The organism is Symbiopectobacterium purcellii, from assembly GCF_019797845.1.
In the GTDB taxonomy this organism is placed as follows: Bacteria; Pseudomonadota; Gammaproteobacteria; order Enterobacterales; family Enterobacteriaceae; genus Symbiopectobacterium; species Symbiopectobacterium purcellii.
On record NZ_CP081864.1, the window covers coordinates 1,760,344 to 1,784,549 of the forward strand.

Annotated in this window: 24 protein-coding genes and 3 pseudogenes; 9 read left to right on the plus strand and 18 right to left on the minus strand. The window is 51.1% G+C overall.

Annotated features, from left to right (window positions below):
- Nucleotides 1-173: 173 nt before the first annotated feature.
- A complete protein-coding gene (locus K6K13_RS08120; RefSeq protein WP_222160342.1) occupies nt 174-428 on the plus strand; it encodes a YkgJ family cysteine cluster protein in 255 nt (84 codons plus the stop codon).
- A gap of 15 nt (nt 429-443) precedes the next feature.
- Here K6K13_RS08120 and K6K13_RS08125 read toward each other — a convergent pair whose 3' ends face one another.
- Entirely contained in the window at nt 444-1,622 is a 1,179-nt protein-coding gene (locus K6K13_RS08125) for a sugar efflux transporter (RefSeq protein WP_222160343.1), read from the minus strand.
- A gap of 422 nt (nt 1,623-2,044) precedes the next feature.
- Between K6K13_RS08125 and fruB the strand changes: the two genes are divergently transcribed.
- From fruB to fruA, 3 genes are read left to right on the plus strand one after another with little or no spacing between them, the layout of a single operon-like run.
- A complete protein-coding gene (gene fruB / locus K6K13_RS08130) occupies nt 2,045-3,175 on the plus strand; it encodes a fused PTS fructose transporter subunit IIA/HPr protein (RefSeq protein ID WP_222160344.1) in 1,131 nt (376 codons plus the stop codon).
- Entirely contained in the window at nt 3,172-4,113 is a 942-nt protein-coding gene (gene fruK / locus K6K13_RS08135) for a 1-phosphofructokinase (RefSeq protein ID WP_222160345.1), read from the plus strand. The genes fruB and fruK overlap by 4 nt, the downstream gene beginning before the upstream one ends.
- Before the next feature lie 16 nt (nt 4,114-4,129).
- Nucleotides 4,130-5,815 carry a PTS fructose transporter subunit IIBC gene (gene fruA, locus K6K13_RS08140; protein ID WP_222160346.1) on the plus strand — a complete coding sequence of 562 codons (1,686 nt, stop codon included), beginning with the start codon at nt 4,130-4,132 and terminating at the stop codon, nt 5,813-5,815.
- 56 nt (nt 5,816-5,871) lie between these two features.
- Here the strand turns inward: fruA and nfo are convergent, their stop codons facing one another.
- Together nfo and K6K13_RS08150 are read right to left on the minus strand one after the other, a co-directional pair.
- Complete coding sequence (nfo, locus tag K6K13_RS08145; protein ID WP_222160347.1) at nt 5,872-6,714, minus strand: deoxyribonuclease IV; 843 nt, start codon at nt 6,712-6,714, stop codon at nt 5,872-5,874.
- A gap of 113 nt (nt 6,715-6,827) precedes the next feature.
- Nucleotides 6,828-7,894, minus strand: a pseudogene (locus tag K6K13_RS08150) (YeiH family protein).
- Nucleotides 7,895-8,008: 114 nt separating this feature from the next.
- Here K6K13_RS08150 and yieE point away from each other — a divergent pair.
- The 4 genes from yieE (at nt 8,009) to K6K13_RS23160 (ending at nt 11,966) form a co-directional block, all read left to right on the plus strand.
- Entirely contained in the window at nt 8,009-8,881 is an 873-nt protein-coding gene (gene yieE / locus K6K13_RS08155; protein WP_222160348.1) for a DNA-binding transcriptional regulator YeiE, read from the plus strand.
- 143 nt (nt 8,882-9,024) lie between these two features.
- On the plus strand, nt 9,025-10,500 hold the full coding sequence (locus tag K6K13_RS08160; RefSeq protein ID WP_222160349.1) for an amino acid permease: 1,476 nt from the start codon (nt 9,025-9,027) through the stop codon (nt 10,498-10,500).
- 513 nt (nt 10,501-11,013) lie between these two features.
- The gene (locus tag K6K13_RS23155; protein ID WP_252120451.1) at nt 11,014-11,601 is read left to right on the plus strand and encodes an NAD(P)-dependent oxidoreductase; all 588 of its coding nucleotides are present in this window, start codon (nt 11,014-11,016) and stop codon (nt 11,599-11,601) included.
- Nucleotides 11,601-11,966, plus strand: a complete 366-nt coding sequence (locus K6K13_RS23160) for an NAD(P)-dependent oxidoreductase (RefSeq protein WP_252120452.1) — start codon at nt 11,601-11,603, stop codon at nt 11,964-11,966. The genes K6K13_RS23155 and K6K13_RS23160 overlap by 1 nt, the downstream gene beginning before the upstream one ends.
- Nucleotides 11,967-12,061: 95 nt before the next feature.
- Here K6K13_RS23160 and K6K13_RS08170 read toward each other — a convergent pair whose 3' ends face one another.
- The 4 genes and pseudogenes from K6K13_RS08170 to ptrR form a co-directional block, all read right to left on the minus strand.
- Entirely contained in the window at nt 12,062-12,271 is a 210-nt protein-coding gene (locus tag K6K13_RS08170) for a KTSC domain-containing protein (protein WP_222160350.1), read from the minus strand.
- A 272-nt stretch (nt 12,272-12,543) separates the two neighbouring features.
- Nucleotides 12,544-13,386 (minus strand): S-formylglutathione hydrolase, encoded by an 843-nt coding sequence (gene fghA, locus K6K13_RS08175; RefSeq protein ID WP_222160351.1) that lies wholly within the window; start codon nt 13,384-13,386, stop codon nt 12,544-12,546.
- Nucleotides 13,387-13,411: 25 nt separating this feature from the next.
- Nucleotides 13,412-14,533, minus strand: a pseudogene (locus K6K13_RS08180) (S-(hydroxymethyl)glutathione dehydrogenase/class III alcohol dehydrogenase).
- Nucleotides 14,534-14,613: 80 nt separating this feature from the next.
- Nucleotides 14,614-15,480, minus strand: coding sequence for a putrescine utilization regulator PtrR (gene ptrR, locus K6K13_RS08185; RefSeq protein WP_222160352.1), 867 nt, complete (start codon nt 15,478-15,480; stop codon nt 14,614-14,616).
- 762 nt (nt 15,481-16,242) lie between these two features.
- Between ptrR and K6K13_RS08190 the strand changes: the two genes are divergently transcribed.
- Nucleotides 16,243-17,919, plus strand: a complete 1,677-nt coding sequence (locus K6K13_RS08190; RefSeq protein WP_222160353.1) for a methyl-accepting chemotaxis protein — start codon at nt 16,243-16,245, stop codon at nt 17,917-17,919.
- Nucleotides 17,920-18,099: 180 nt separating this feature from the next.
- Here the strand turns inward: K6K13_RS08190 and K6K13_RS08195 are convergent, their stop codons facing one another.
- From K6K13_RS08195 to K6K13_RS08240, 11 genes and pseudogenes are all read right to left on the minus strand, one after another.
- The gene (locus tag K6K13_RS08195; protein ID WP_222160354.1) at nt 18,100-19,377 is read right to left on the minus strand and encodes a site-specific integrase; all 1,278 of its coding nucleotides are present in this window, start codon (nt 19,375-19,377) and stop codon (nt 18,100-18,102) included.
- Between the two features lie 32 nt (nt 19,378-19,409).
- A complete protein-coding gene (gene xisR, locus K6K13_RS08200) occupies nt 19,410-19,658 on the minus strand; it encodes an excisionase family protein (protein ID WP_222160355.1) in 249 nt (82 codons plus the stop codon).
- Between the two features lie 42 nt (nt 19,659-19,700).
- Nucleotides 19,701-19,844, minus strand: a complete 144-nt coding sequence (locus K6K13_RS23540; protein ID WP_222160356.1) for a protease FtsH-inhibitory lysogeny factor CIII — start codon at nt 19,842-19,844, stop codon at nt 19,701-19,703.
- A 15-nt stretch (nt 19,845-19,859) separates the two neighbouring features.
- Nucleotides 19,860-20,069 carry a ParE family toxin-like protein gene (locus K6K13_RS23715; protein WP_434064595.1) on the minus strand — a complete coding sequence of 70 codons (210 nt, stop codon included), beginning with the start codon at nt 20,067-20,069 and terminating at the stop codon, nt 19,860-19,862.
- Nucleotides 20,059-20,295 carry a hypothetical protein gene (locus tag K6K13_RS08210; RefSeq protein WP_222160357.1) on the minus strand — a complete coding sequence of 79 codons (237 nt, stop codon included), beginning with the start codon at nt 20,293-20,295 and terminating at the stop codon, nt 20,059-20,061. Before K6K13_RS08210 ends, K6K13_RS23715 begins: the two co-directional genes overlap by 11 nt.
- Entirely contained in the window at nt 20,288-20,617 is a 330-nt protein-coding gene (locus tag K6K13_RS08215) for a hypothetical protein (RefSeq protein WP_222160358.1), read from the minus strand. The genes K6K13_RS08210 and K6K13_RS08215 overlap by 8 nt, the downstream gene beginning before the upstream one ends.
- Before the next feature lie 6 nt (nt 20,618-20,623).
- Nucleotides 20,624-21,382 (minus strand): Rha family transcriptional regulator, encoded by a 759-nt coding sequence (locus K6K13_RS08220; protein ID WP_222160359.1) that lies wholly within the window; start codon nt 21,380-21,382, stop codon nt 20,624-20,626.
- A gap of 66 nt (nt 21,383-21,448) precedes the next feature.
- The gene (locus K6K13_RS08225) at nt 21,449-21,799 is read right to left on the minus strand and encodes a hypothetical protein (RefSeq protein WP_222160360.1); all 351 of its coding nucleotides are present in this window, start codon (nt 21,797-21,799) and stop codon (nt 21,449-21,451) included.
- A 114-nt stretch (nt 21,800-21,913) separates the two neighbouring features.
- The gene (locus K6K13_RS08230; protein ID WP_222160361.1) at nt 21,914-22,234 is read right to left on the minus strand and encodes a BRO-N domain-containing protein; all 321 of its coding nucleotides are present in this window, start codon (nt 22,232-22,234) and stop codon (nt 21,914-21,916) included.
- Between the two features lie 484 nt (nt 22,235-22,718).
- Complete coding sequence (locus K6K13_RS08235; protein WP_222160362.1) at nt 22,719-23,699, minus strand: hypothetical protein; 981 nt, start codon at nt 23,697-23,699, stop codon at nt 22,719-22,721.
- A 179-nt stretch (nt 23,700-23,878) separates the two neighbouring features.
- Nucleotides 23,879-24,202, minus strand: a pseudogene (locus K6K13_RS08240) (IS5/IS1182 family transposase); the annotation flags it as partial.
- Nucleotides 24,203-24,206 lie beyond the last annotated feature (4 nt).

Here is a 24,206-nt window from a genome sequence, read left to right on the forward strand (position 1 = left end):
TACTAAAAACTTATGGCTAAGTAAATCGTCGATCTGCCAGTAAAACGTGAAATCGCCAACGCTTATGGGGATAAAAACGGGAAAAATGGTGAATGTCTCTGTATTGAACTGGCGTTATCGAGCAAATTTGCTAGGCTGGAGCAGCCACTAAACCCGCCATGCGAGTAAACAGGATGGAATGTCGTTCAGGCTGTGGGGCTTGTTGTATCGCCCCGTCAATATCCACTCCGCTGCCGGGAATGCCCGAGGGGAAGCCCGCCAACGTACGCTGCCTTCATCTTGATGCTGCGATGCGCTGTGGCCTGTTTGGCTCACCGTTGCGACCTGCGGTGTGCGCAACGCTGCAACCGCAGGCGGAGATGTGTATGACAAACCGTGGTGATGCGCTGATTTATCTTTTACGGCTAGAAGCAGAAACGGCGCCCTGATAGACGTCGTGTTGTTTATACATTCTTGATTTTCCACATACAGTAAGCTGCCCCCACGCTCATCAGCAGGGAAATAAAGAAGACTGCGTGATATCCCCAGAATTGCGCTACGATGCCCGCCAGCGATCCGGAAATGATCCAACCTACGCGCGTGGTGTTGGTGAACAGCGTTGTGGCGGTGCCCGCCTGTCCTGGCATCAGATCCTGAAAATAGAGCATGCCAATACCGGCCAAAATACCGATAAAAACGGCGTTCAGCAGTTGTAATGCTAGCAGTGCCCACTCTGCGCTAAACAGCACCAATCCAACATAAAACAGCAGGCCTGCGCCAACGGCAATGCGCATCAAAAAGCGTTTGCCAACGCGTTTTGCCACATAGCCCGCAATCAACATTACAGGAATTTCCAGGCCTGCCGCCGTGCCCATCATGATCCCGGCCAGTTTTTCAGAAAGTCCCAGCGCGTTGACCACATATAAAGGCATGGTGATCAGGTAAACCCCGTTGCACGTCCACATGGCGGTACAGGCGAAAAAAAGCAGCAGCGTGTCGTGCCGATTCTGACGCGGTGATGCCAGCGTAGTATCCGTTTTCAAGGCGGATTTTGGCATTGAAGGGAGCAGAAAAGTCACCAACGCGCCACACAGCAAAAAGACAACGGCTGCGCTGAGGTACATCACCGGGAAACCAAAACCCAGCGCCAGGGCAAAGGCCACGGGTGGACCAATCACCCAGGACAGGGAAATTTGAGCACGCATCACCGAACTGAACATTGCGGCTTCACGCCCGGTGCGGTCGGCGTGCTCACGCGCCAGCGCGAACAACTGTGGGTTAGCCGTCGAACCAAAACTTGAAAGAATGACGCCGACAATCAGCAAGATAAAGTAATTACGGTTCCAGGCATACAGCACGCATCCCAGAGCACCCAGTATACAACAGTGCAGAATCAGCCGCTTACGATCGCCTTGCTTGTCGGAGCGCGTGGCCAGCATTTGGCTCACCACAATGCCGATAACGGCGCTGCCCGTATAGTAAAGCCCCACCATCAGCGGGTTTACCTTCACTTCGGTCGAAAGGAACAGGCTCAACGTCGGCAATTGCAATGCCCCGGCAATACCGGTCAGGAAAGCAATAACCAGGAACGCAGAGGATGTCAGATCGGGCTGACGCCGCAACACGGAGTTCAATATAGACATAGTTAACAATCTAGGGCAGTGCGTTTGTGAGTCAGAAAACGTATGGGCGATACGCGCGTGCAAAAAACGTGCAAGATGAGAGTCAGTGCCGTTTGAGTCAGATAATGCAAGCCTGATACCACAGCGAGCGTGCGCATTTTACGCGAGCTTTGCGCGTTCTGAAAAGCTGTTTCATCTTTTTTGCTTCAGCAGGCCTTCAGCTGCTTCGGTTTTCTACTATTAATTCAGCATGCTGAATGGCTAAAATGTGCGTGATGTCAAAAATCCATCACATGAAAGTCGTGGAATATTTGCATAAAAGCAACATTAGGCCCAGACTCAGTGAAACGTTTCAGTCATCCTTTTTTGCATTGCTTGCCATTCGTGGCCTTACATCTTCATTTGTTTGCTGAAACGATTCAACAAAAGCGGAGAGGAGCGTCATGTTCCAGTTATCACAGCAAGATATTCATATGGGTGCCACTGCCAGCGACAAGCAGGACGCTATCCAGCAAGTGGCGGCCGCACTGGCTGCTGCCGGGTGTGTCAGCCCGGCGTATGTCGATGGCATGTTGCAGCGCGAACTGCAAACGTCGACCTATTTAGGCAATGGTATTGCTATCCCACACGGCACAACCGATACGCGCGATCTGGTGCTGAAAACTGGCGTTCAGGTGTTTCAATTTCCGCAGGGGATTGCCTGGGGAGAGGAAACGGCCTATGTGGTGCTCTGCATCGCAGCCCGCTCGGATGAACACCTGGCGTTATTGCGTCAGCTAACCCACGTGCTGAGCGATGAAAGCGTGGCAGCGCGGATGGCAAAAACCGCGTCAGCAGAAGAGTTACGCAGTTTGCTGATGGGTGAGCAGCAGGGTGCGGATTTCCGCTTTGATACCTCGTTGATTACGCTGGACGTCGCCACGGACAGCCTGCTGACATTACAGGCGCTGAATGCGGGCCGTTTGCAGCAGATCGGTGCCGTCGATGCCGGGTTTGTCAGCGCAGTCGTCAGCCAGAAGCCGCTGTATCTGGGGCAAGGGGTGTGGTTGAGCGATAACGCGAAGGGCAATCTGGCGAGTGCGGTTACCGTAAGCCGTCCCGCCACCGCGTTTACCGCCTATGACGAGCCGGTTGCACTGTTGATCACGGTCGCGGCCGCAGATGAACAAGCGTTATCCCCTATCGATTATTTAAGCAACCTGCTGATCGCACAAAAAGCTGAACGCTTGCTGAATGCTGATGCCGCCACGCTGCTGGCATTGCTGACCAGCGACGTACCGGAAGAAAACGATGTGCTGACTGCCGATTACACCATCCGTAACGAGCACGGGCTGCACGCACGTCCGGGGACCATGTTGGTGAATGTTATCAAGCAGTTCACCAGCGAGATCACGGTGACCAACCTGGATGGTACCGGTAAACCGGCTAACGGGCGCAGCCTGATGAAAGTGGTGGCACTGGGCGTTAAAAAGGGCCATAAGCTGCGTTTTACCGCAGCGGGCAGCGATGCTGAACAGGCATTAGCGGCGATTGGCGAAGCGATTAATTCTGGATTAGGAGAGGGCGCAGCATGAGCAGGCGAGTTGCCACCATTACCCTGAATCCCGCGTATGACCTGGTGGGATATTGCCCCGAAATTGAACGGGGTGAAGTCAACCTGGTGCAGACGGCAGGTCTTCACGCCGCAGGCAAAGGTATTAATGTTGCCAAAGTGCTGAAAGACCTCGGGATTGACGTCACGGTGGGTGGATTTCTGGGCAAAGACAATCAGGACGGCTTTCAGCAATTGTTCAGTGAACTGGGCATTGCCAACCGTTTTCAGGTTGTACCCGGCCGCACGCGTATCAACGTCAAGCTGACGGAAAAAGCCGGTGAAGTGACCGATCTCAACTTCTCTGGGTTCGATGTCACACAGCAAGACTGGCAGCGCTTCGTCAATGATTCCCTCAGTTGGTTAGGGCAGTTCGACATGGTTGCCGTCAGTGGCAGTTTGCCTGCGGGCGTCGATCCGGATGCGTTTACCGATTGGATGTCACGCCTGCGTACCCAATGCCCGTGCATTATTTTCGACAGCAGCCGTGAGGCGTTGGTCGCTGGGCTGAAAGCCGCGCCCTGGTTGGTGAAACCCAACCGTCGTGAGCTGGAAATCTGGGCAGGCCGTAAGCTGCCCACGCTGGAAGATGTGGTAGACGCTGCCCATGCGCTGCGCGAGCAAGGTATCGCTCATGTGGTGATCTCGTTGGGGGCGGAAGGTGCTCTGTGGGTCAACGCCTCAGGTGCCTGGTTGGCCAAACCACCGGCTTGCGATGTTGTCAGCACCGTAGGTGCCGGTGATTCCATGGTCGGCGGATTGATTTATGGCCTGTTAATGCGTGAATCAAGTGAACACACCTTACGACTGGCAACCGCTGTTGCGGCGCTGGCCGTAAGCCAAAGCAATGTTGGCATTACCGATCGACCTCAGTTGGCCGCGATGATGGCGCGTGTCGACCTGAAACCCTTCAATCACTAACAGCAAGAGATAGATCATGAAAACGCTGCTAATAATAGATAAATCACTGGGGCTTGCCAGAAGCCACCTGGTGAAAAAACTGCTCGGCGCGGCGGCTGCGAAAGCGGACCTGACGCTGACTGACAAGATCAATGAAAGCGATCTGGCGATTGTCTTGGGCGGTGCACTGTCTGCTGACAGCGCGCTCAATGGCAAAAAGGTGTATGTCGGTGATGTTGAACTGGCTGCCAGCCAGCCAGAACAATTCCTGACGCAGGCGAAAGCACAGGCTGAGTTGTATCAGGCTCCTGCGGCGGCGGTGAGTGCGTCTTCAGTACCGCGTATCGTAGCGGTGACGGCGTGCCCGACCGGCGTGGCACACACCTTTATGGCAGCAGAAGCCATCGAGCAGGAAGCGAAAAAACGCGGCTGGTGGGTGAAAGTGGAAACGCGCGGCTCCGTTGGCGCGGGTAACGCGATCACGCCGGAAGAAGTTGAGCAGGCCGATCTGGTTATTGTGGCAGCGGATATTGAAGTGGATCTGTCGAAGTTTGCCGGCAAAAAAATGTACCGCACCTCAACCGGTCTTGCGCTGAAGAAAACGGCGCAGGAACTGGATAAAGCGCAGGCAGAAGCCACGGTGTACCAGTCATCGGCGCAAAGTGGTGCACAACCAGCCAGTACCGGACAGAAAAAGGGCGGCTCCGGGCCGTACCGCCATTTGCTGACGGGCGTGTCCTACATGCTGCCGGTGGTGGTGGCGGGGGGCTTGTGTATCGCGCTCTCGTTCTTGTTTGGCATCGAGGCGTTTAAAGAGGAAGGCACGCTGGCAGCACACCTGATGACCATCGGGGGCGGTTCTGCCTTTAAGCTGATGGTACCGGTGTTAGCGGGTTACATTGCATTCTCTATTGCTGACCGTCCCGGTCTGGCACCAGGGTTGGTTGGCGGTATGCTGGCCATGAGTACCGGTGCGGGGTTCCTGGGCGGTATTATTGCTGGCTTCCTGGCGGGTTATCTGGCGAAAGCGCTCAGTGACCATGTCAAGCTGCCGCAAAGTATGTCTGCCCTGAAGCCGATCCTGATTATTCCGCTGGTGGCGACGCTCATCACCGGTCTCATCATGATCTACGTGGTAGGTACGCCGGTGGCGAAAATCCTAACGGGCTTGACCAGTTGGTTGCAATCCATGGGCACGGCTAACGCGGTGATTCTGGGCGCAATCCTGGGCGGCATGATGTGTACCGATATGGGTGGTCCAGTGAACAAAGTGGCCTACGTGTTTGGTACCACACTGCTCAGTAGCCAGATTTACGCGCCGATGGCGGCGGTTATGGCTGGAGGCATGGTTCCGCCGCTGGCGATGGGCCTTGCGACGCTGGTGGCCGCGAAGAAATTCAGCGCGTCCGAGCGTGAAGGGGGCAAAGCCGCATTTGTGCTCGGCTTGTGCTTTATCTCTGAATGGGCAATCCCTTACGCGGCACGTGACCCGATGCGTGTACTTCCGTGCTGTATTCTGGGGGGAGCCATTACTGGGGCGCTGTCGATGGCCGTGGGCGCACACCTGATGGCACCACACGGCGGGCTGTTTGTGTTGTTGATCCCAGGGGCAATCACGCCGGTACTGGGTTACCTGTTCGCGATTCTGGCGGGCACGGCGGTGGCGGGCCTGCTGTATGCTGTGCTGAAGCGCCCTGACGAGCAGTTGGTGAAAGCGGCGTAAGTGGTAAGCCAATACTGAACGCGATGCAAAAACGCCAGCCTTACGGCTGGCGTTTTTTATGCGGCTTGTGCTTTTAGCCAGGCGATTTCATCGGCCCAGATATCCGGATTAACGGTCTCCAGAATCAATGGGATTCCGTCAAAACGGGGGTCGCGCATGATATAGCAGAAGGGCGCGTGCCCGATGTTTCCTTCTCCCAGGCTGTGGTGGCGATCGACGCGGCTGTTAAAGGCACTTTTGGCATCGTTCAGATGCATACCGCGCAGATAACCAAAGCCCACGGTGCGATCGAACGCGGCAAAGGTTTCATCACAGGCGGCGTCGGTGCGGATATCGTAGCCACCGGCGAAGGCGTGGCAGGTATCAATGCAGACCCCTACGCGGTTTTTATCCTCGACGCCGTCAATAATGGCCGCCAGATGTTCAAAGCGGAAGCCCAGGTTGGTGCCTTGGCCTGCGGTGTTTTCGATGACGGCCGTTACGCCTTGAGTGGCATCAAGCGCGATATTGATCGACTCAGCAATGCGTGCCAGACAGTCACGTTCATCAATCTGTTTCAAATGGCTGCCGGGGTGAAAGTTAAGCAATGACAGCCCCAACTGTTGGCAACGCGCCATTTCATCAATAAAGGCGCTGCGTGATTTCTCCAACGCCTCGGTGTCCGGGTGACCGAGATTGATCAGATAGCTGTCGTGCGGAAGGATCTGCTCCGGTTGGTAGCCGTACTGCTGGCAGACGGCCTTGAACTGTGCAATCACCGTTTCGGATAGCGGTGCAGCCTGCCACTGGCGCTGATTTTTGGTGAACAAGGCAAATGCGGTTGCCTTGAGTTCGTGGGCCCTGATAACTGCCTGATCCACTCCGCCGGTCGCGCTGACGTGTGCGCCTACATATTTCATGCTGTTCTCCTTATTGCTCTGGCGCACAGTATGCCACTGTTATTAACCAAAGGTGATCGCTTGGCGTAAAAAGCGTAACAACATGCTAACCGCTTGGCGTACCAAAGGCGTATTTATGCCAACAACGCCGTAATACCAAGGTTGATACCGGCACCGCCAACTATCAGCCAGATAAACAGCAATAGCGCCAGCAACAGCGGCTTGGTACCAGCACGACGCACGGCGCTGAAACGGGTTGTCACGCCCAATGCGCCCATGGCCATCGCCAATAGCAGATTATCAATCTGGTTGACGGTGGTTAACCAGGTATCCGGCAGCCAATGGAGCGAATTAAACCCGGCCACGGCGATAAAACCCACGGCAAACCAGGGGAAGGCCATTGGCGTTTTTTCTGTGCTGCTGCTGGTGCGGCGTTGCAGAAATCCCCCTAATAGCATGAGAAACGGGGCCAATAGCATGACGCGCAACATCTTGCTAATCACTGCGGTGTTTTCGACCTCCGGTGAAAGGCTGTGGCCTGCCGCCACAACCTGGGCCACTTCATGTACGGTGGATCCAATATAAACGCCGAAAGTTTGCGGCGCGATGGGCAAATAGTCGCCAGTCACGGCCAGTGAGTAGATACAAGGATAAAGAAACATGGCGATAGTGCCGAAGATGACAACGGTAGCGACGGCAATCGCCACGCTGTCGCCCTCCGCCTTCACCGTTGGCGCGGTGGCCAGCACCGCTGCGGCACCGCAAATGCTGCTGCCAGCACCGATGAGATATACTGTCTTGTCATCAAGGCCAAGCAGGGTTTTGCCCAGATAACAGGCAAGAAGAAAAGTGGATGTCAGCACCAACGCGTCAATAACGAGCCCGCTGATACCCAGCGCGGCAATGTGTTGCAGGCTGAGGCGAAAGCCATACAGCACAATGCCTAAACGCAGCAGATGGTGTTTTGCCCAATTAACACCCTCATCACAGTAGCGTTGTAGGGGGGGTAAAGCGTGTTGCCGAGCAATGCACCGCCTACCATGGCAAGGGTGAGTGAACCTAACCCCATACGGGCAACCGAAGGGAGCGCGGCCAGTTGCAGAAAACCGACGGTCATAAGGGCAATAAAAAGCAGGCCAGGCAGCTTGCGTAAAAGCGGGTGGATATATTTATCACCTTGAATTATAAAAAGAGATGCCATTGTTATACCTGTTCGAAGTCGAGCTAACCTGGAACACAGCCTATGATGAGTGGCGATAAAAGAGAAATTGATTATATGCTTATAACCTATTGCTATTTCCGGTAAGGGCGAACGATGCACATCACGTTGAGACAACTTGAAGTTTTTGCTGAGGTCCTGAAAAGCGGATCGACCACACAAGCGTCCGTTATGCTAGCCCTTTCTCAGTCTGCCGTGAGCGCAGCGTTATCGGATTTAGAAGCGCAACTGGGTGTACAACTGTTCGATCGCGTCGGTAAGCGCTTAGTGGTGAATGAGCACGGGCGATTGCTTTATCCCAAAGCGTTGGCCATTTTGGAACAGTCGCTGGAGATAGAAAAAATGTTCCAGCAAGACAATGGCGCATTACGCGTATTCGCCAGCAGCACCATTGGTAATTATCTCTTGCCAGCCATGATAGCGCGCTATCGGCGTGATTATCCCTCTATCCCTTTTGAGCTGCACGTGGGCAACACCCAGGACGTGGTGACGGCAGTGGCAGAATTCAGCGTGGATCTCGGTTTTATCGAGGGGCCTTGTCATCACCCGGATTTAGTGACGCAGCCCTGGCTGGAGGATGAGCTTGTGGTTTTTTGCGCCCCTGATAATCCCCTCGCGCAGCAGATACTTACCGTCCCTATGCTGGCGGAAGCGCCGTGGATCTTACGTGAACGCGGCTTAGGCACGCGGGAAATTCTGGATCACCAACTCTTGGCACAATTGCCCCACTTCAAACTGGTGATGGAATTGGGGAACTCCGAGGCCATCAAGCATGCGGTGCGTCACGGTATAGGTATCAGTTGTCTGTCGCGCCGGGTGATTGCCGATCAGCTTGCCGCGGGGTCACTGGTGGCGTTGCAACTGGATCAACCCCACTTGGTGCGTACACTTTATCTGGTGCACCACAGACAAAAACACCTTTCCAATGTGTTGCAACGCTTTCTGGAATACTGTCAGCCAGCAAAGTAGGGTTGACTGCGGCCATTCGACTTTCTTATTGCTAATGATGGCGCGACAGTTATGAAGCTCTCTTATAACTCGATAATGATAGCGATTCTGTAGAAAACGATTTGCTACAATCCCGCCTCATTTTAGACAGAGCGCAGGATATTATGGCTCAGCAAGAATTACATAGCACATCTCAGGGCGCGCCTACGCTGCGCCGTGAGCTTAAAGCGCGGCATCTCACCATGATTGCCATTGGCGGATCCATCGGCACCGGGCTGTTTGTCGCTTCAGGCGCGACCATTTCGCAGGCCGGCCCCGGTGGGGCGCTGCTCTCTTATGCGCTTATCGGGTTGATGGTCTACTTTTTGATGACCAGTCTGGGTGAACTGGCAGCGTTTATGCCCGTTTCAGGATCGTTTTCCACTTACGGTGCCAAATACGTAGAAGAGGGCTTCGGCTTCGCACTCGGATGGAACTACTGGTATAACTGGGCGGTGACGATAGCCGTCGACCTGGTGGCGGCGCAGTTGGTGATGGGCTACTGGTTCCCTGAAGTTTCCGGCTGGATTTGGAGTGCCCTGTTTTTAGTCTTGATGTTCCTGCTTAACTACATCTCGGTAAAAGGGTTTGGTGAGGCCGAGTATTGGTTCTCACTGATCAAAGTGGTCACCGTCGTGGTCTTTATCGCCGTTGGCGTGCTGATGATCGTCGGTATTCTGCGCGGCGCAGAGAACGCAGGCTGGCACAACTGGCAAATTGGTGATGCGCCTTTTTCTGGTGGTTTCTCGGCGATGATTGGCGTGGCGATGATTGTCGGTTTCTCCTTTCAGGGCACGGAACTGATCGGCGTAGCGGCGGGTGAATCAAAAGATCCTGCGCAAAATATTCCACGCGCTATTCGCCAGGTGTTCTGGCGTATATTGCTGTTTTATGTGTTTGCCATTCTGATTATCAGCCTGATTATCCCTTATACCGACCCCAACTTGCTGCGTAATGATGTAAAAGATATTACGGTCAGCCCGTTTACGCTGGTGTTCCAGAATGCCGGACTGCTGTCGGCGGCGGCGGTGATGAATGCGGTGATCCTGACGGCAGTGCTCTCTGCGGGTAACTCCGGAATGTACGCTTCCACGCGTATGCTCTTTACCTTGGCGCAGGAAGGCAAAGCGCCGCGGATGTTCGCTAAACTCTCCAAAGGCGGTGTGCCGCGCAATGCGTTGTATGCCACTACCGTTGTGGCGGGGCTCTGTTTCCTGACCTCAATGTTTGGTAATCAAACGGTGTATCTCTGGCTGTTGAATACCTCCGGCATGACCGGTTTTATCGCCTGGTTGGGGATTGCGATTAGCCATTATCGTTTCCGCCGTGGCTATGTGCAGCACGGGTTGGATCTTAACGCGCTGCCGTACCGTTCAGGATTTTTCCCGATTGGTCCCATCTTCGCGTTCGTGCTTTGCCTGTTGATCACGCTGGGGCAAAACTATCAGGCATTTTTGCAGGATAACATTGACTGGTATGGCGTCACCGCAACCTATATTGGCATTCCATTATTTTTGCTGATCTGGTTTGGTTATAAGCTGTCTCGCGGGACGCGTATTGTGAAATATGAAGACATGACCTTTCCTGACTTTCACAAATAACGATTAAGCATGTGATTCGATTGCGCCATGGGTAATCAAATTATCCATGGCGTTTTTTATGAAGATACGTTTCTGTCGAATAATACGGTTACAGCGTTAATTTGCAACGCGTAAAAAAAATTCTCCGCTTATGTCGTAATTCAGTATATCCACCGTGCTTTTCTATCATATTGTATAAGCGTGCTGATAAATAGTTTACCAAGGTAATTATCTGGCTCATATCCATCATGATTTCAGTCAAAAAGTGCCTTCCATTGGTGTCATCCATAACAATGAATGTTAATAAATTCAATTTCATTTGCAGTTAACTTGAAGTGCGAATTAACATTATCACCGGTCGTTGATAACAATACCCGCTATTCAAGTAAAGTAAAAAAAGTGTCGAATAACAATAAAGCGTGGCAACATGAAAAAAATTAACCTTCAGTGCATAAAAAACAGTATTCATTGTCGTTTTTAATGTTTGTTATTATCATCAAATAAATCACAACGCTAACTCTCGGGGCTGACATCATGTTGAAAATCACTTTCCTGGATAAAGGGGCATTGCCTGAAACCATTTTCTGGAAAAAGCATTTTTTTCGCAGACCGCAATGTCAACATGAATGGATTGAATATAGCTATACGCCACCGGAACTGGTGGTGGAGCGTGCGCAAGGGTGTGAGGTGATAATCACCAATAAAGTGGTGCTGACGCGTGAGATTCTGCAAGTGTTGCCGTCGCTAAAACTGATCGCGGTTACGGCAACCGGCGTGAACAATATCGATGTCGTTGCTGCGCAGGAACTGGGGATCGCTGTGCGCAACGTTCCTGCGTATTCTACGCAATCGGTCGCGGAACACGTGATCGCCATGATATTTTCTCTCAAGCATAGTCTGATGGGCTGGTATCGCGATCAGCTGAGCGATCGCTGGGCCGCGCAAAATCAGTTTTGCTATTTCGATCATCCGGTAAAAGATGTTGCGGGGTCAACGCTCGGTATCATCGGTTCTGGGACGATAGGGCAAGAGGTCGCTCGGTTGGCCAGTGCGGTGGGCATGAAAGTGCAGTTTGCAGAACGATGCAGTGTCGGCCCGGTTATTTGCCGTTTGAACAAGTGATGCAAACGTCCGATGTTATCTCGCTGCATTGCCCGCTGACTGCGGATACCCAAGGTTTGATCAATGCGCAGACGTTGGCACTGTGTAAGCCGTCGGCGTTTATCATCAACACGGCGCGCGGGGCGTTGGTGGATGAATCGGCACTGTTGTCGGTGCTGTTGCAGCATCGCATTGCAGGGGCTGCGTTGGATGGATTGGCGCAGGAGCCACCGTCGTTGGAAAACCCGTTAATGAAAGCGGCGAAAACCATGCCAAACCTGTTGATTACCTCGCATATTGCCTGGACATCCGGCTCTGCGTTGCAAGTGCTGATGGAAAAAACCATCGCTAACATCGATGAATTTGTGCAGCAGCAAGGGCTCTAACGCTATTCGGTGCCTGATTTGAGCGGATGAGCGCGCTGTGACACCGCGCAGCGGGCCGTTATTGGCCCGCTACCGATAAGGCGCTTGCACTGTGATTATAGTTTATCGAAGGGAAATGAGTTTTTGATGTAGCGCGTGTAGTAACGGTACTTTGCTGTACTGGACAGCAGCTCTTCATAGATCATCCGTGCGACACCTCTGTACAGATAGACGCTGCCGTTCAACAGTTCAATTTCCAGATGTTTTTTTTCTTCATCATAGCCGACAGAAAACAGTTCGCTTGAAGCCACTCGTTTACGTTGCAAATCAAATCCCTCCCAGTGAAATCTCCCTGTTTATACGTCGCCTCTTGTGGCGTCTTGTTTCGCTAAACAGGTCCCTGAAACAGTTTCTTGCATTGCCCAATCAGTTAACGATTGTGTGATAAAAAAAGCAGTTTAACAATCTGTTGCTGGTTGCAATATCGCAAAAAACGCTATCAAAGCGCCGTGTGATAGGTGATTGTCGGTGCGACGTAAGCGATAGGCAGGGAAGGAATGAGGCAGATCGGACGATCGGCCTCATTGGGGGATAGCGCTTAAGCCTTCAGATGGCTGGCATGAAAACGCAAATGATCTTCAATAAAACTGGCAATAAAGTAATAGCTGTGGTCATAACCAGACTGCGTGCGCAACGTCAGCGGCCAACCCTGTTCCTCTGCCTGTTGCGCCAAGCGAGCGGGCTGCAACTGATCGGGTAAAAACTGATCGCTGTCGCCCTGATCGACCAGCAGCGGCAATCGAGCCGTGGTCTGCGCCAGCAGATAGCAGGTATCATAGGCCTGCCAGGTCGTTTCATCGGTGCCGAGATAAGCGGTAAAGGCTTTACGTCCCCACGGAACCTCGCTTGGATTAACGATTGGCGCAAACGCAGAAGCGGATCGATAACGCTCAGGATGGCGCAGTGCCAGCATTAATGCGCCGTGACCACCCATTGAGTGTCCACTGATCGACTGACGATCGCTGACGTTGAAATGCTCACGCACCAGCGCTGGCAACTCGCTGCTGACGTAATCATACATGCGATAGTGCGCGGCCCACGGCGCTTGGGTGGCGTTGACGTAAAACCCTGCGCCCTGACCCAGATCGTATCCGGGATCGTTGGCAACCGTTTCTCCACGCGGACTGGTATCCGGCATCACCAGCACCAACCCCAGTTCGGCGGCGATACGCTGCGCGCCCGCTTTGGTGGTGAAGTTCTCATCATTGCAAGTCAACCCGGACAGCCAATACAGTACCGGCGGTGGCGTATCGTCTGCGGTTGGCGGCAGATAAATGCTGAACGTCATCGGGCCATTCACGCTGCTCGAGGTATGGCGATAGCGCTGCTGCCAACCGCCAAACAGGCGATGCTCTTCCAGTAATTCCAGCGTCTCATTCATGGGGGCGTGCCTCCTGGTGCGCGGATTAACGATAGTGGATAACAGTACGAATCGATTTGCCTTCATGCATCAAATCGAAGGCTTCGTTAATCTGTTCCAGCGGCATGGTGTGAGTAATAAAATCTTTTAGCGGGAATTCGCCTTTCAGATAGCGATCGACGATACCGGGCAGTTGACTGCGGCCTTTGACACCGCCAAACGCTGAGCCGCGCCATACGCGTCCTGTCACCAATTGGAACGGGCGCGTCGCGATTTCTTCTCCGGCACCGGCAACGCCGATGATCACGGATTCGCCCCAGCCTTTGTGGCAGCACTCTAGCGCAGAACGCATCACGTTAACGTTGCCGATGCATTCGAAAGAGAAGTCCACGCCGCCATCGGTCAGCTCAACGATCACATCCTGAATCGGTTTGTCGTAATCTTTTGGGTTGATCAGATCGGTTGCCCCCAGTTTGCGGGCCAGATCGAACTTGCTGGTGTTGATATCAATACCGATAATGCGTCCAGCCCCAGCCATCTGTGCACCGATAATCGCTGACAGGCCGATACCGCCCAGACCGAACACGGCAACGCTGTCACCGGGTTTCACCTTGGCGGTATTCAGTACGGCACCCATGCCGGTGGTGACGCCGCATCCCAGCAGGCACACTTCTTCCAGCGGAGCTTACTTATTGATTTTCGCCAAGGAAATTTCGGGCACTACCGTCAGTTCCGCGAAGGTGGAGGTGCCCATATAGTGAAAAATCGGCTTGCCATCTTTAAAGAAACGCGTGGTGCCATCCGGCATTAACCCTTTGCCTTGGGTGCTACGAATCGACTGGCACAGGTTGGTTTTGCCAGAGCGACAGAACTTACATTCGCCACATTCTGGCGTATACAGCGGAATCACGTGATCGCCTACGGCGACGCTGGTCACGCCCTCGCCAATGGCTTCAACGATACCGCCACCTTCGTGGCCCAGAATGGCGGGGAATACGCCTTCCGGGTCTTTGCCAGACAGCGTATAGGCATCGGTATGGCACACGCCCGTCGCGACGATACGTACCAGGACTTCGCCTTTTTGTGGCGGCATCAAATCAACGTCTTCAATCGAGAGCGGTTGGTTCGGTCCCCAGGCGACAGCGGCGCGGGTTTTGATCATGTTCATGGTGTGCTCCTATAGGTCATGCAGTTGCAGTAATGGGGGGAGCCAATCGCGATAGTGTCCGGCGAAAGGCGAAAGGGCGTTCAGGTATCGAACTGCTCGATAATCAGTTTCTTAAAGGCTTCCACATTGGGGCCAAAGGCGTCTCGTCGCCATATCAGCCAGGTGGATGCGCTAGCCAGCGGCTCAGGCAGAAAATGGCGTTGTATCCGTTCGCGTGCCGCCAGTGCATCCAGCACCGACAGGGGCAACAACGCCACACCGGCACCGCTCGCGACACTGGCCAGCATCGCCGCATAGGAGGTCACATCAATCGTGTGACCGGGCGTAACACCTGCCTGATGGAACCAGTTTTCCAATTTGTGTCGATAGGCGCAGCCCGCGCGAAACGCCAGCAGCGTGCTGCCCGCAATGTCCTGTGGGTGAGCGATCGGCGTATGGTCCAAGGCGGAAACCAGCACCAGCGTTTCGCCAAACGCGGCGCACCCGTTAAGTTCGTCAGCCCGTATCGGCCCGTCTACCAGCGCGGTCGCCAGGGTTCCGGCTCTAACTCGCTCGACGATATCACTGGATACCGAGCAGGTCAGGGCGACAGACACGCTGGGATAACGGGCATGGTAGGCCGACAGCAATGTGGGCAGATGGCTCACGGCGAGGCTTTCCATCGCGCCCAGTGCGAAATTGCCGGAGGGTTCCCCCGCACGCGTCATGCTGATCGCTTCTTCACTCAGTGCCAAAATCCGTTCTGCATAGCAGAGAAAATTGTGTCCCACAGGGGACAAGCGCAGCCGCTGTTTCTCGCGGATAAACAGATCGCGCCCTAATTCCTGTTCCAACTGACGCAATCGGGTCGTCAAGTTGGAGGGAACGCGCTGCAATAACTCAGCGGCGCGAGCCACTGAGCTGGTTTCCGCCACCAGGCAGAACATCCGAAGCTGCGTCAGGTCCATAAATCTACCTTTCTTTTTTTGAGACTAACTTTGACTCACTTGTTCATTTTAAATGACAAACTTAGTCTAGCGATTGTGACGAGACTTGGCAACGTCCTTGTTACATCTGACAGAAAATCGTGGCTGAGGTGCAAGACGTCCTGCACGATGCTAAAGCGTGATAAACCTATTTCAAGGTTGTTACAAAACCGTAATATTGCGTCTGTCGCACAAAGAAAATATCTGATCTTCTGCCAGTTTCTCGCAACGTTATGGGTAATATTTTCTTCTCTTAAGTGGGTAATACCGGGTATTCACTGTGACTTTAAATAATTATTAGCTCGCTATATATAAAAATAAATTAATATTTTCTGGCTAAAAACCGAGAAATATCTACTGTTATTATGCTTAGGTGTGAGCGAACAAATACACCGTGTAAAAAAGCATGTGTCGCCAATGGCATTTAACCGTCAAAAATAAAAAAGCCTAATGAAAGCGGAATTTATTACGAAAAAAATCAGTTCGTGCTAACAATTGACTATATCTATTGTTGCCGATGTTTTTATCGTGTTTAATGCTCGGCCGGGGTAAAGGTGAGTCGTTTATTGCCGATGATGTTAGTTAAGACCGGTAAATGTTTTTTTTTGTTACACGACAAGGAGTGTTTGATACGTTGTGGCGCATGAGCTATGTGTCACGCAGTGACGGCCGATCTCGACGAATACGCAGAGAACAGACAAAAAGCGTAAAAGAAGATCGCTGAATTGGTTACAGGAGTCATCCGTGAACTTTTTAAGAAATATCACCATCAGGGCAATGCTTCTTATCATTTTGGGGGCTTTTCTGCTGTTGTGGGCCGGGGTTTCCCTTTATAGCATGTCATCATTAAGCAAAATGACAGGGCTGCTTGAAGCAAGTGAAATACAGAAAAAAAATGTAGAAATGTTGTCGAGAGGTAATGACCAATATTTCCGTACTGTGACTCGCATGGTGCGATCAATGGATTTTAAGCAGGTCGGCAACAGCGCAGACGCTGAAAAAACCTTGACCGCCGCCGCGACTGCATTAAAAAACACCAGCGATGCTTTAGAACAATTCAAAAATACCGATCACTCTATCGTCGATCCTGAGATTGCCGCTGCCATGGTCAGCACCTGGCAGGCTGTTATCAGTAATGGGTTGCAGCCGATGATTGCGGCGGCGCAAGAGAACAAACCCGAGGTTTTCCAACAATTGTTCATGAACACCTACCCACCGCTCAGCGTCGCTTTTGGCGGCGCGATGGAAAAATACCAGAACAGCATTACGTCGCGTTCAACCGAGTCGTTGCAGCAGGTCTATTCTTTGCTGTCATGGGGCAGAAGTGTGCTGCTGGCGGCATTGGTGATCGGTGCTTTGATGCTATTGCTCACCGATCGTTATCTGGTGAGCTATCTGGTGCGGCCGTTAAATGACATCAAGGCCCATTTCCGAGTGATGGCAGATGGCGATCTTGGTAGCCCGGTTGTCGAGTTTGGGCGTAACTGTGTGGGACAACTGATCCCTTACCTCAGAGACGTGCAGAATAAATTGATTGGTACGGTCTCCACCATTCGCGACAGTTCTGCTGCCATCTATCAAGGTTCGAGCGAGATTCGCAGCGGCAAAAACCACCTCTCGGCACGTACTGAACAGCAGGCTGCCGCCTTGGCCGAAACTGCTGCCAGCATGGAGCAACTGAGTGCCACCGTGAAGCAGAATGCTGAAAACGTGCATCAGGCGAGTACGCTTTCTCAGGATGCGGCAGTGGCCGCACGGCGCGGTGGTGAAGTGGCCTCTGACGTGGTGGAAACCATGGCCAGCATTACCACCAGTTCGAAAAAGATTGCTGATATTACCAGTGTGATTAACGGCATCGCGTTCCAAACCAATATCCTGGCGTTGAACGCTGCGGTGGAAGCCGCGCGAGCGGGAGAGCAAGGGCGTGGGTTTGCGGTTGTGGCCGGTGAGGTACGCAATCTGGCACAGCGCAGCGCTCAGGCGGCCAAAGAGATTGAAACGCTGATTGCCGAGTCGGTACAGCGGGTGGGTAAAGGCTCCGAGCAGGTCGCGCAAACCGGTGACGTGATGAATGCCATTATTGTAGCGGTGACGCGGGTTAACGATCTGATGGGTGAAATTGCTAATGCGTCTGATGAGCAGAGTCGTGGCATCAGTCAGGTCGGGCAAGCGGTTGCCGAGATGGACGGCGTGACGCAGCAGAATGCGTCGCTGGTGGATCAATCGGCAGGGGCGGCTGCATCGCTGGAAGATCAGGCGCGTCAGCTTACCGAAGCCGTTGCGCTGTTCAAACTCTCTGCGCAGGATAAAAATCTGTCACCTGCGGTAGCGCTGCCGCGCAAAAGTGCAACTCCCGCGCCTGCGCTGTTAGCCAGCAGCAAGAAAAGTGCCTCAGCAAACGATAACTGGGAGACGTTCTGACGCCCAGCAGCGTAAAACAGTCACCCTAAGCAACCGGTTATTCCAGAGCGTCAGACGGGCACGTCTGGCGCTTTTTTTGATCTACGATACGTTATCCCTCGGCATGAAGTTGAACCTATTTCACCCATGATGAAGTACAATCACTGGATATGGAAGGTAATATCTTTGATTTGAAAGGATTTATTTTTTATGGAGTATTTCTTGGGGCATGAGTGGGACATTATCGCTAAAATCCCTGTTCAAAATGCTCATCTGTGTGTCGTTGTTGTCCTTCATCCATTTACCATAAACGTTGAACACCATCTGCGCTGATGTGTGTCCCATCTGCGAAGCAATAAAGCTTGGGTTAACACCTGCCGATAGTGCCCAGCACGCATAAGTGTTTCTCGTTTCGTAAGCTCTCCTGTGCCTGATCCCCGCACGCTTTAGAATGTTGCTCCACGTTCCCCCAATTGAGCCGGGTGAGTACCAGTTGCCTCCTATCCCATTGTGCGATGTAACTTGTGGAGAGAAAACGAATGTGCATTCATCTGTTCGGCTCTCCCCGTATTCACGTAATGCCACAACGATGCTATGTCTCTTTCCCATGCGCGTATAGGTCATCTGACTTTTCAACGCATCAATAGCAGCGTCAGTAAGGTTAACAACCCTGATCCCCGCATCCGTTTTGGGCAGAGTAAAATGGCCCTTTAGCGAGATGTTGCGGCTTACTGTGGCAGTCCAGTTTTGAGTGTCAATATCTTCCCATGCCAGCGCGGCAAGCTCACCATGCCTCAATCCCGAGTTGATCGCAAAGCACCATAGGTTTCTGATGGGGTTTGTTGTACACGCTCTCATAGCGCGGCGATACTCATCCTTTGATAATGGATCGGGGTCTCTTTTGCTTTTTCGTAGGGGAGTGATGCCTGATGACGGCAACTTGTCTATATAGCCGTTATCGAATGCGAATTGCAATATAGCCGACAGGCAGCTTATGTAGGCGTTTACCGTGCGCACAGATCTGCCAGATTTTGCATTTCCATGTGAATAGGATTGGCTTCCGGTCAGTAGACTACTTCTGGCCGACAAGATATCTTCGTTTTTGATATCAGATAACAACCTCTCCGATCCGATGGCACCGACACACCCCTTAACCCACACCTCGTAGCATTTGAATGTGCTTTTAGCTATCTCGTAGCGCTTCAACTCAAGCCATTTATCCGACATATTGCCTAGCGTCACACCTGCCGGGGTGTAACCTAGACTACGTAGAATTGGTGATTGCGGGAATTGGGATGCATAGTTGAAGGTTCCAGTCTTAATCGCATAGCATATCGACGTTCGCAACTCTCCAGCCATTTTCCTGTTTTTAGGTGTATCAGGCACGCCAAGGCTTTCCCTGCATCGCCTGCCTTGATACATAAACCAAACGCGCAAAGTGCCTCCATGGTACTCTACGCCCGTTGGATATTTCGACATTGTGATTACTCCGGGTGGATAGGAGAGGGTATTTAAGCAGATTTTTGACGGCGGATCGCCGGGCGTTGTCGTTCAATCCATGAATCGACCTCGTGACGGTTGTACATGATGGGGCTGTTATCCTTTGGCTGGCCGTCTCCAGAGTAGTGACGATACTCTTTCCCTTCCATCCATGAATGCTTACGAGCCGCTTTGATAGCATTTCCAGAAAGACCGGTTATCACCATCAGGAGTGATTCAGTCACCCACTTATTCGGCACAACTTGAATTACTTCATACATAGTCACCTCACTTAACATTTGTAACCACAATCCCGCCAGATTTCAGCGTAGATATGCATATGCAATGAGGATATCGATAAGCTTTCGGTATCCGTTTCTCAACCATTGAACCCATTTATCCAGTTGGGTTTCTTCCGGGTGATAGCTCCCCATGAGGGCAGCATGACCCGCGAATGCATAATTCATGGGGTGCTCCTGTGATTATATTGCTATTTGGGTGTCGTACTTGGCGTGACTCATGGTTTTCCAACTCTGACCGTTATCTTTGGATAACATGCGCCAGTAGAGGGAGAGTCGTATTGATAAATAACCGGTTCGTCGTATGCGTCTTGCATGGATAAGACCTTCACGGTATAAGCGTTTAAATAACTTCTCCCGCTCTCTTATCCTGTTAGGTATTTTAGGTTTCATTGGCCTTCTCCAGTTGAGTGAGAATCTTGCTAAGCGTTTCTGCCTGTACAAATTGCACAGCAATAAATTCCAAAAATAACCGACTAAAAACTAACGCTATTGCTGAGAAGATAACTGTTGTTGGCTCTGCATTCATGATGCCAATGACAGTGGTTATCCCTGCCGCTATCCATGCCATAATTGAAATGGCGTTAATGATTTTCAGTGTCCAGAAGGTGTTAAACATGGTCGGCTTCCTTCTCCATTTGATATTTGATTAATGCCTGAGTTGCACGACTGTGGCGACGACGGGCATTATGCAGTTCACGTTTTTTCTTGAGGAGGGCGATAAAATAGGGGTCAGTATGTTTGATGACGCCCGCATATTTCGGTTTATGCGGACTGAGTCGTCCGCCATCAATACCGGGGTCACCATGCTCACGGAAATATTGGCGCATGGAGGTACGATAAATATCTTTCAGTGTTACCATCGCCTTTTCACAAGCGACAATATCTTTAGATGCTGCAATAATGCGAGCAACGATAATTTCCTGTGATTGCTTCATCATTTTTCCTTATGCGACCTGAGCGTATTTATCGTGGGTAAATTGTCCATTCCAGCCTTTCTTCATCGGAAGCTCGCCTTTCAAATAGTGGCGATAAAGCCATTTAGCCCCTTCTTTTAAAAGAATAACTTCATAAAATTGCTTCTTGCCTTTTTCGGTGTTAACAGTGACGGTTTTCTCGGTGAAGTATTTATCGCGTGCATACGCCTTTACACGCCACTCATAAGGTTTGTTTTCCTCTTTCTGTCCGTCGTAGAGGAAATTACGCTCTGCCAGAAACAGATTTACTCCCATAATATTCACCCCGTTAAGTTGTTTACAGAACTGGACGGGCGTCATGCCGACCTGAAAGAGGTTTTGCAGGCAATGAATCTCCTCTTCCTGTTTCTTATTGACCAATGCCAGCGCCTCTTCACTCTTTTTCGACTCAAGCAGCGCTTCCAGGGCAGAGATGTAGTTTTCTGGCAATGCTGGTTGGCCTGCCAGCTTCTCCAGCTCTTGCCAGCGGTCAACCAGACGGGCGGTGAACTCTGGGCAAAGTTGGGCAACTACGATAATGCTGTCGCGCTTACCCTGTTCGCCCTCGAACATATAAACGGTGGTTGGGCGGCCTGCGGTGGGCTTTTCCTCAATTTGAGGAGAAGTTATTACCCCCTTGCTAATCAGCGTTTCGATAGTCCGTTTTACGTTGTCGTGACGTTTGTCAACCAGCTCCGCGATTTCAAGGCTGGACATGGTTAATGTTTGTGCAATGGTTAAATTTTGCATACAGGTATACCTCGTTGGTTAAAACGATAATGGAACCCCGGCACGATACCGGGGCGGGATTAGTGGTTAGTGGCGTTGCAGGAACTGGCTAACGTTCGCCTGTTGCCATTTTTCGAGCGCGTGGGTCATCACGCCGTAATGCTGCTGCGTGCTCTCTTCCAGCATCTGCTGCATCTCGCCCAGTACGATAGCCTCATCCTCGCGATGACGCAGAACACGGCGTATCGTCTCCTTCTCTGCGTCGAAGATGGCACCCTTGAGCGTGTTGGTAATGCTGTAGATACGGCGGCACTCTTCGGCCAGCAGGGGGAGTTGCCGGATTTCGAAGTGCTGAGGGGAGGGTACGCCCGTTACACGGCGCAGGGCGTGCCATATGGCGTTACTCCATGCCCGGTCAAAATGAAAACCATTTGCCATGCTCCAGACGAGGCGAGTGAGGCAATCAATATCATTGTTGTTGAATAGTTCGGCTGCTTGGGGTTTGTATTGTGGATGCTCGTACTTACCAGTTTTGCGGATTGAGGGAAGTACTTAACTCGTCACCCACTTGCGGAAGCGATGGGGCAAGGTGCCTTGCTTCACTGCATCGCGGCAACGTAGTACCAGGGTGAACATGCCGGATTCGGAGATGATGTTGGTATCACGATTCTGGGTGACCCCGTTCGAGCTGGTGTAAGTTAAGCTTACGTCAGCTTTTTCATCGTCGTCTAACGCCTTTAGAGCCATGCGGGAATTTGTGAGCTTTAATGCATCGCATACATCCTGAGCAATAAACCAAGGATCATCATTAATGATGATGGTGCGAACTATATGGTTTTCAAAAGTAAATGGAGTGGTAGATAATGCGGTCATAGAGACCTCCAACGGTATTTTATGTGTTGCTACCACTGGAGTTTCCAATCTCGTGGTGGTAGCCCAGACAGGGTTGGAAATGCCGGATACCGTGAACCGGTGAACCTTTCGGTTCCCCTGCCTGAGCCACCATAGAGGGTGCTGAGGCGCATAAAAAAACACGCAAATTGCGTGTCACTTTATGACACGGTATTACAGCGGGTTTCCAATCCCGGCACCTGAATTTGCAGATGCAGACTGACTATAGCGCATGGGTTCTCCTTGCGTCAATAACCGCCGTTCAGTGGCAGAAACAGCGATGTTCCGTATCAAAACATCGCATAACGACAGCCTAGGCGGGAAGCATCCTGTCTGCTAACTCTGATTTATTCAACAAAGCCCTGTTTGATTACAAAATCTGCACTTTACCTCGATAATTGCCGTAATTTATGTCTACAAAAATGATATTTTACAATGATATCAACATTTTGAATACATGACTGATTTATTCAACAAAGTCATCTACAAATGCTATTTGATAATAGGATTTATTATCTTTAAACGTAATCGGTTTTATATCACCTTCATCATCCACAGGTGCAACTTGCACTTCTGCTTCACTCGTCACAGGGAATAATTTTTCATTTTCAAGAAAATGACCATAAGATTCTATATCGATAGAATTTCTTTTGGAAACGTCTCTCACTACTTTCATGCTGGCAGAAAGCCCTTGAGATTCATTCTCATTTTTATTAAGTGGAGCACCAATGCTGTAACCTTTATATTTTACTTTATTTACACCATTATGTTTATCTGCACACCTTCTGAAAAGATCTGACTGTGTTAATTCGTCACTGTGCGGGAGCCCCTGAAAGGTATTTCCATGTTTATTAAGTAGATCACCAATGCTGCAACCTTCATGTTTTACTTTATTTACGCCATTATGTTGGTCTGCAACGTTTTTGATACAGCCGGGCTGCGTTGATACGTTACTTTTCGGGAGCCCCTGAAAGTTATTTCCATGTTTATTAAGTAGATCACCAATGCTGCAACCTTCATGTTTTACTTTATTTACGCCATTACGTTGGTCTGCAACGTTTTTGATACAGCCGGGCTGCGTTGATACGTTACTTTTCGGGAGCCCCTGAAAGTTATTTCCATGTTTATTAAGTAGATCACCAATGCTGCAACCTTCATGTTTTACTTTATTTACGCCATTACGTTGGTCTGCAACGTTTTTGATACAGCCGGGCTGCGTTGATACGTTACTTTTCGGGAGCCCCTGAAAGGTATTTCCATGTTTATTCAGGCCGGACTTAATATTTACTTCATTGAAAATAAAGCGTGGAACAGAGGGTCTGTTATAAATGGAATGTATTTCTTTTGCTAATGCTGTCGAATGAACATTACCTTTTTCATTACTAACAGAGGTTAGTTGCACATTTAAAACACAAACGTTTGGTTTCTTTAAAGTTAAGTTAATCATGCTTTTCCTTATTCATCTGACATCAAGTTAAAAGAATAAACCATATCATTGGTATATTGTATTCTTCATTCTTAGAATGACTATTAATAATCGGCTTTTCACAAAAAAGGTTGTTCAATAAATGGCTTTGTTGAATAAATCAGAATTAGCCGACAGGATGACTCCCTCTGCTACACCTGTTATCCGATCCTGACGCTGTGTGGCATACCCAACAACGTGATACGGTTCAGCGTTTTGACCATCGCCATGGCTTCACCTACCTGAGCATCATAGTCACGCAGGCTCAGATGGCCACCCAGCAAAGTTTTTATGCGGAACATCGCTGTTTCTGCCACTGAACGCCGGTGATAACCCATTTTCTTTTTCCACATATCATTACTCCCGCTCAGACGCTGATTCGCCACCGCATGGTTACGTTAATGATACTTGTCCGGCCACTATTTCGCCCCGCTTCGCGGCGGGATAAGGGGCCTGATTTTCTTTATCAGCAACTCATCGTGGCATTTT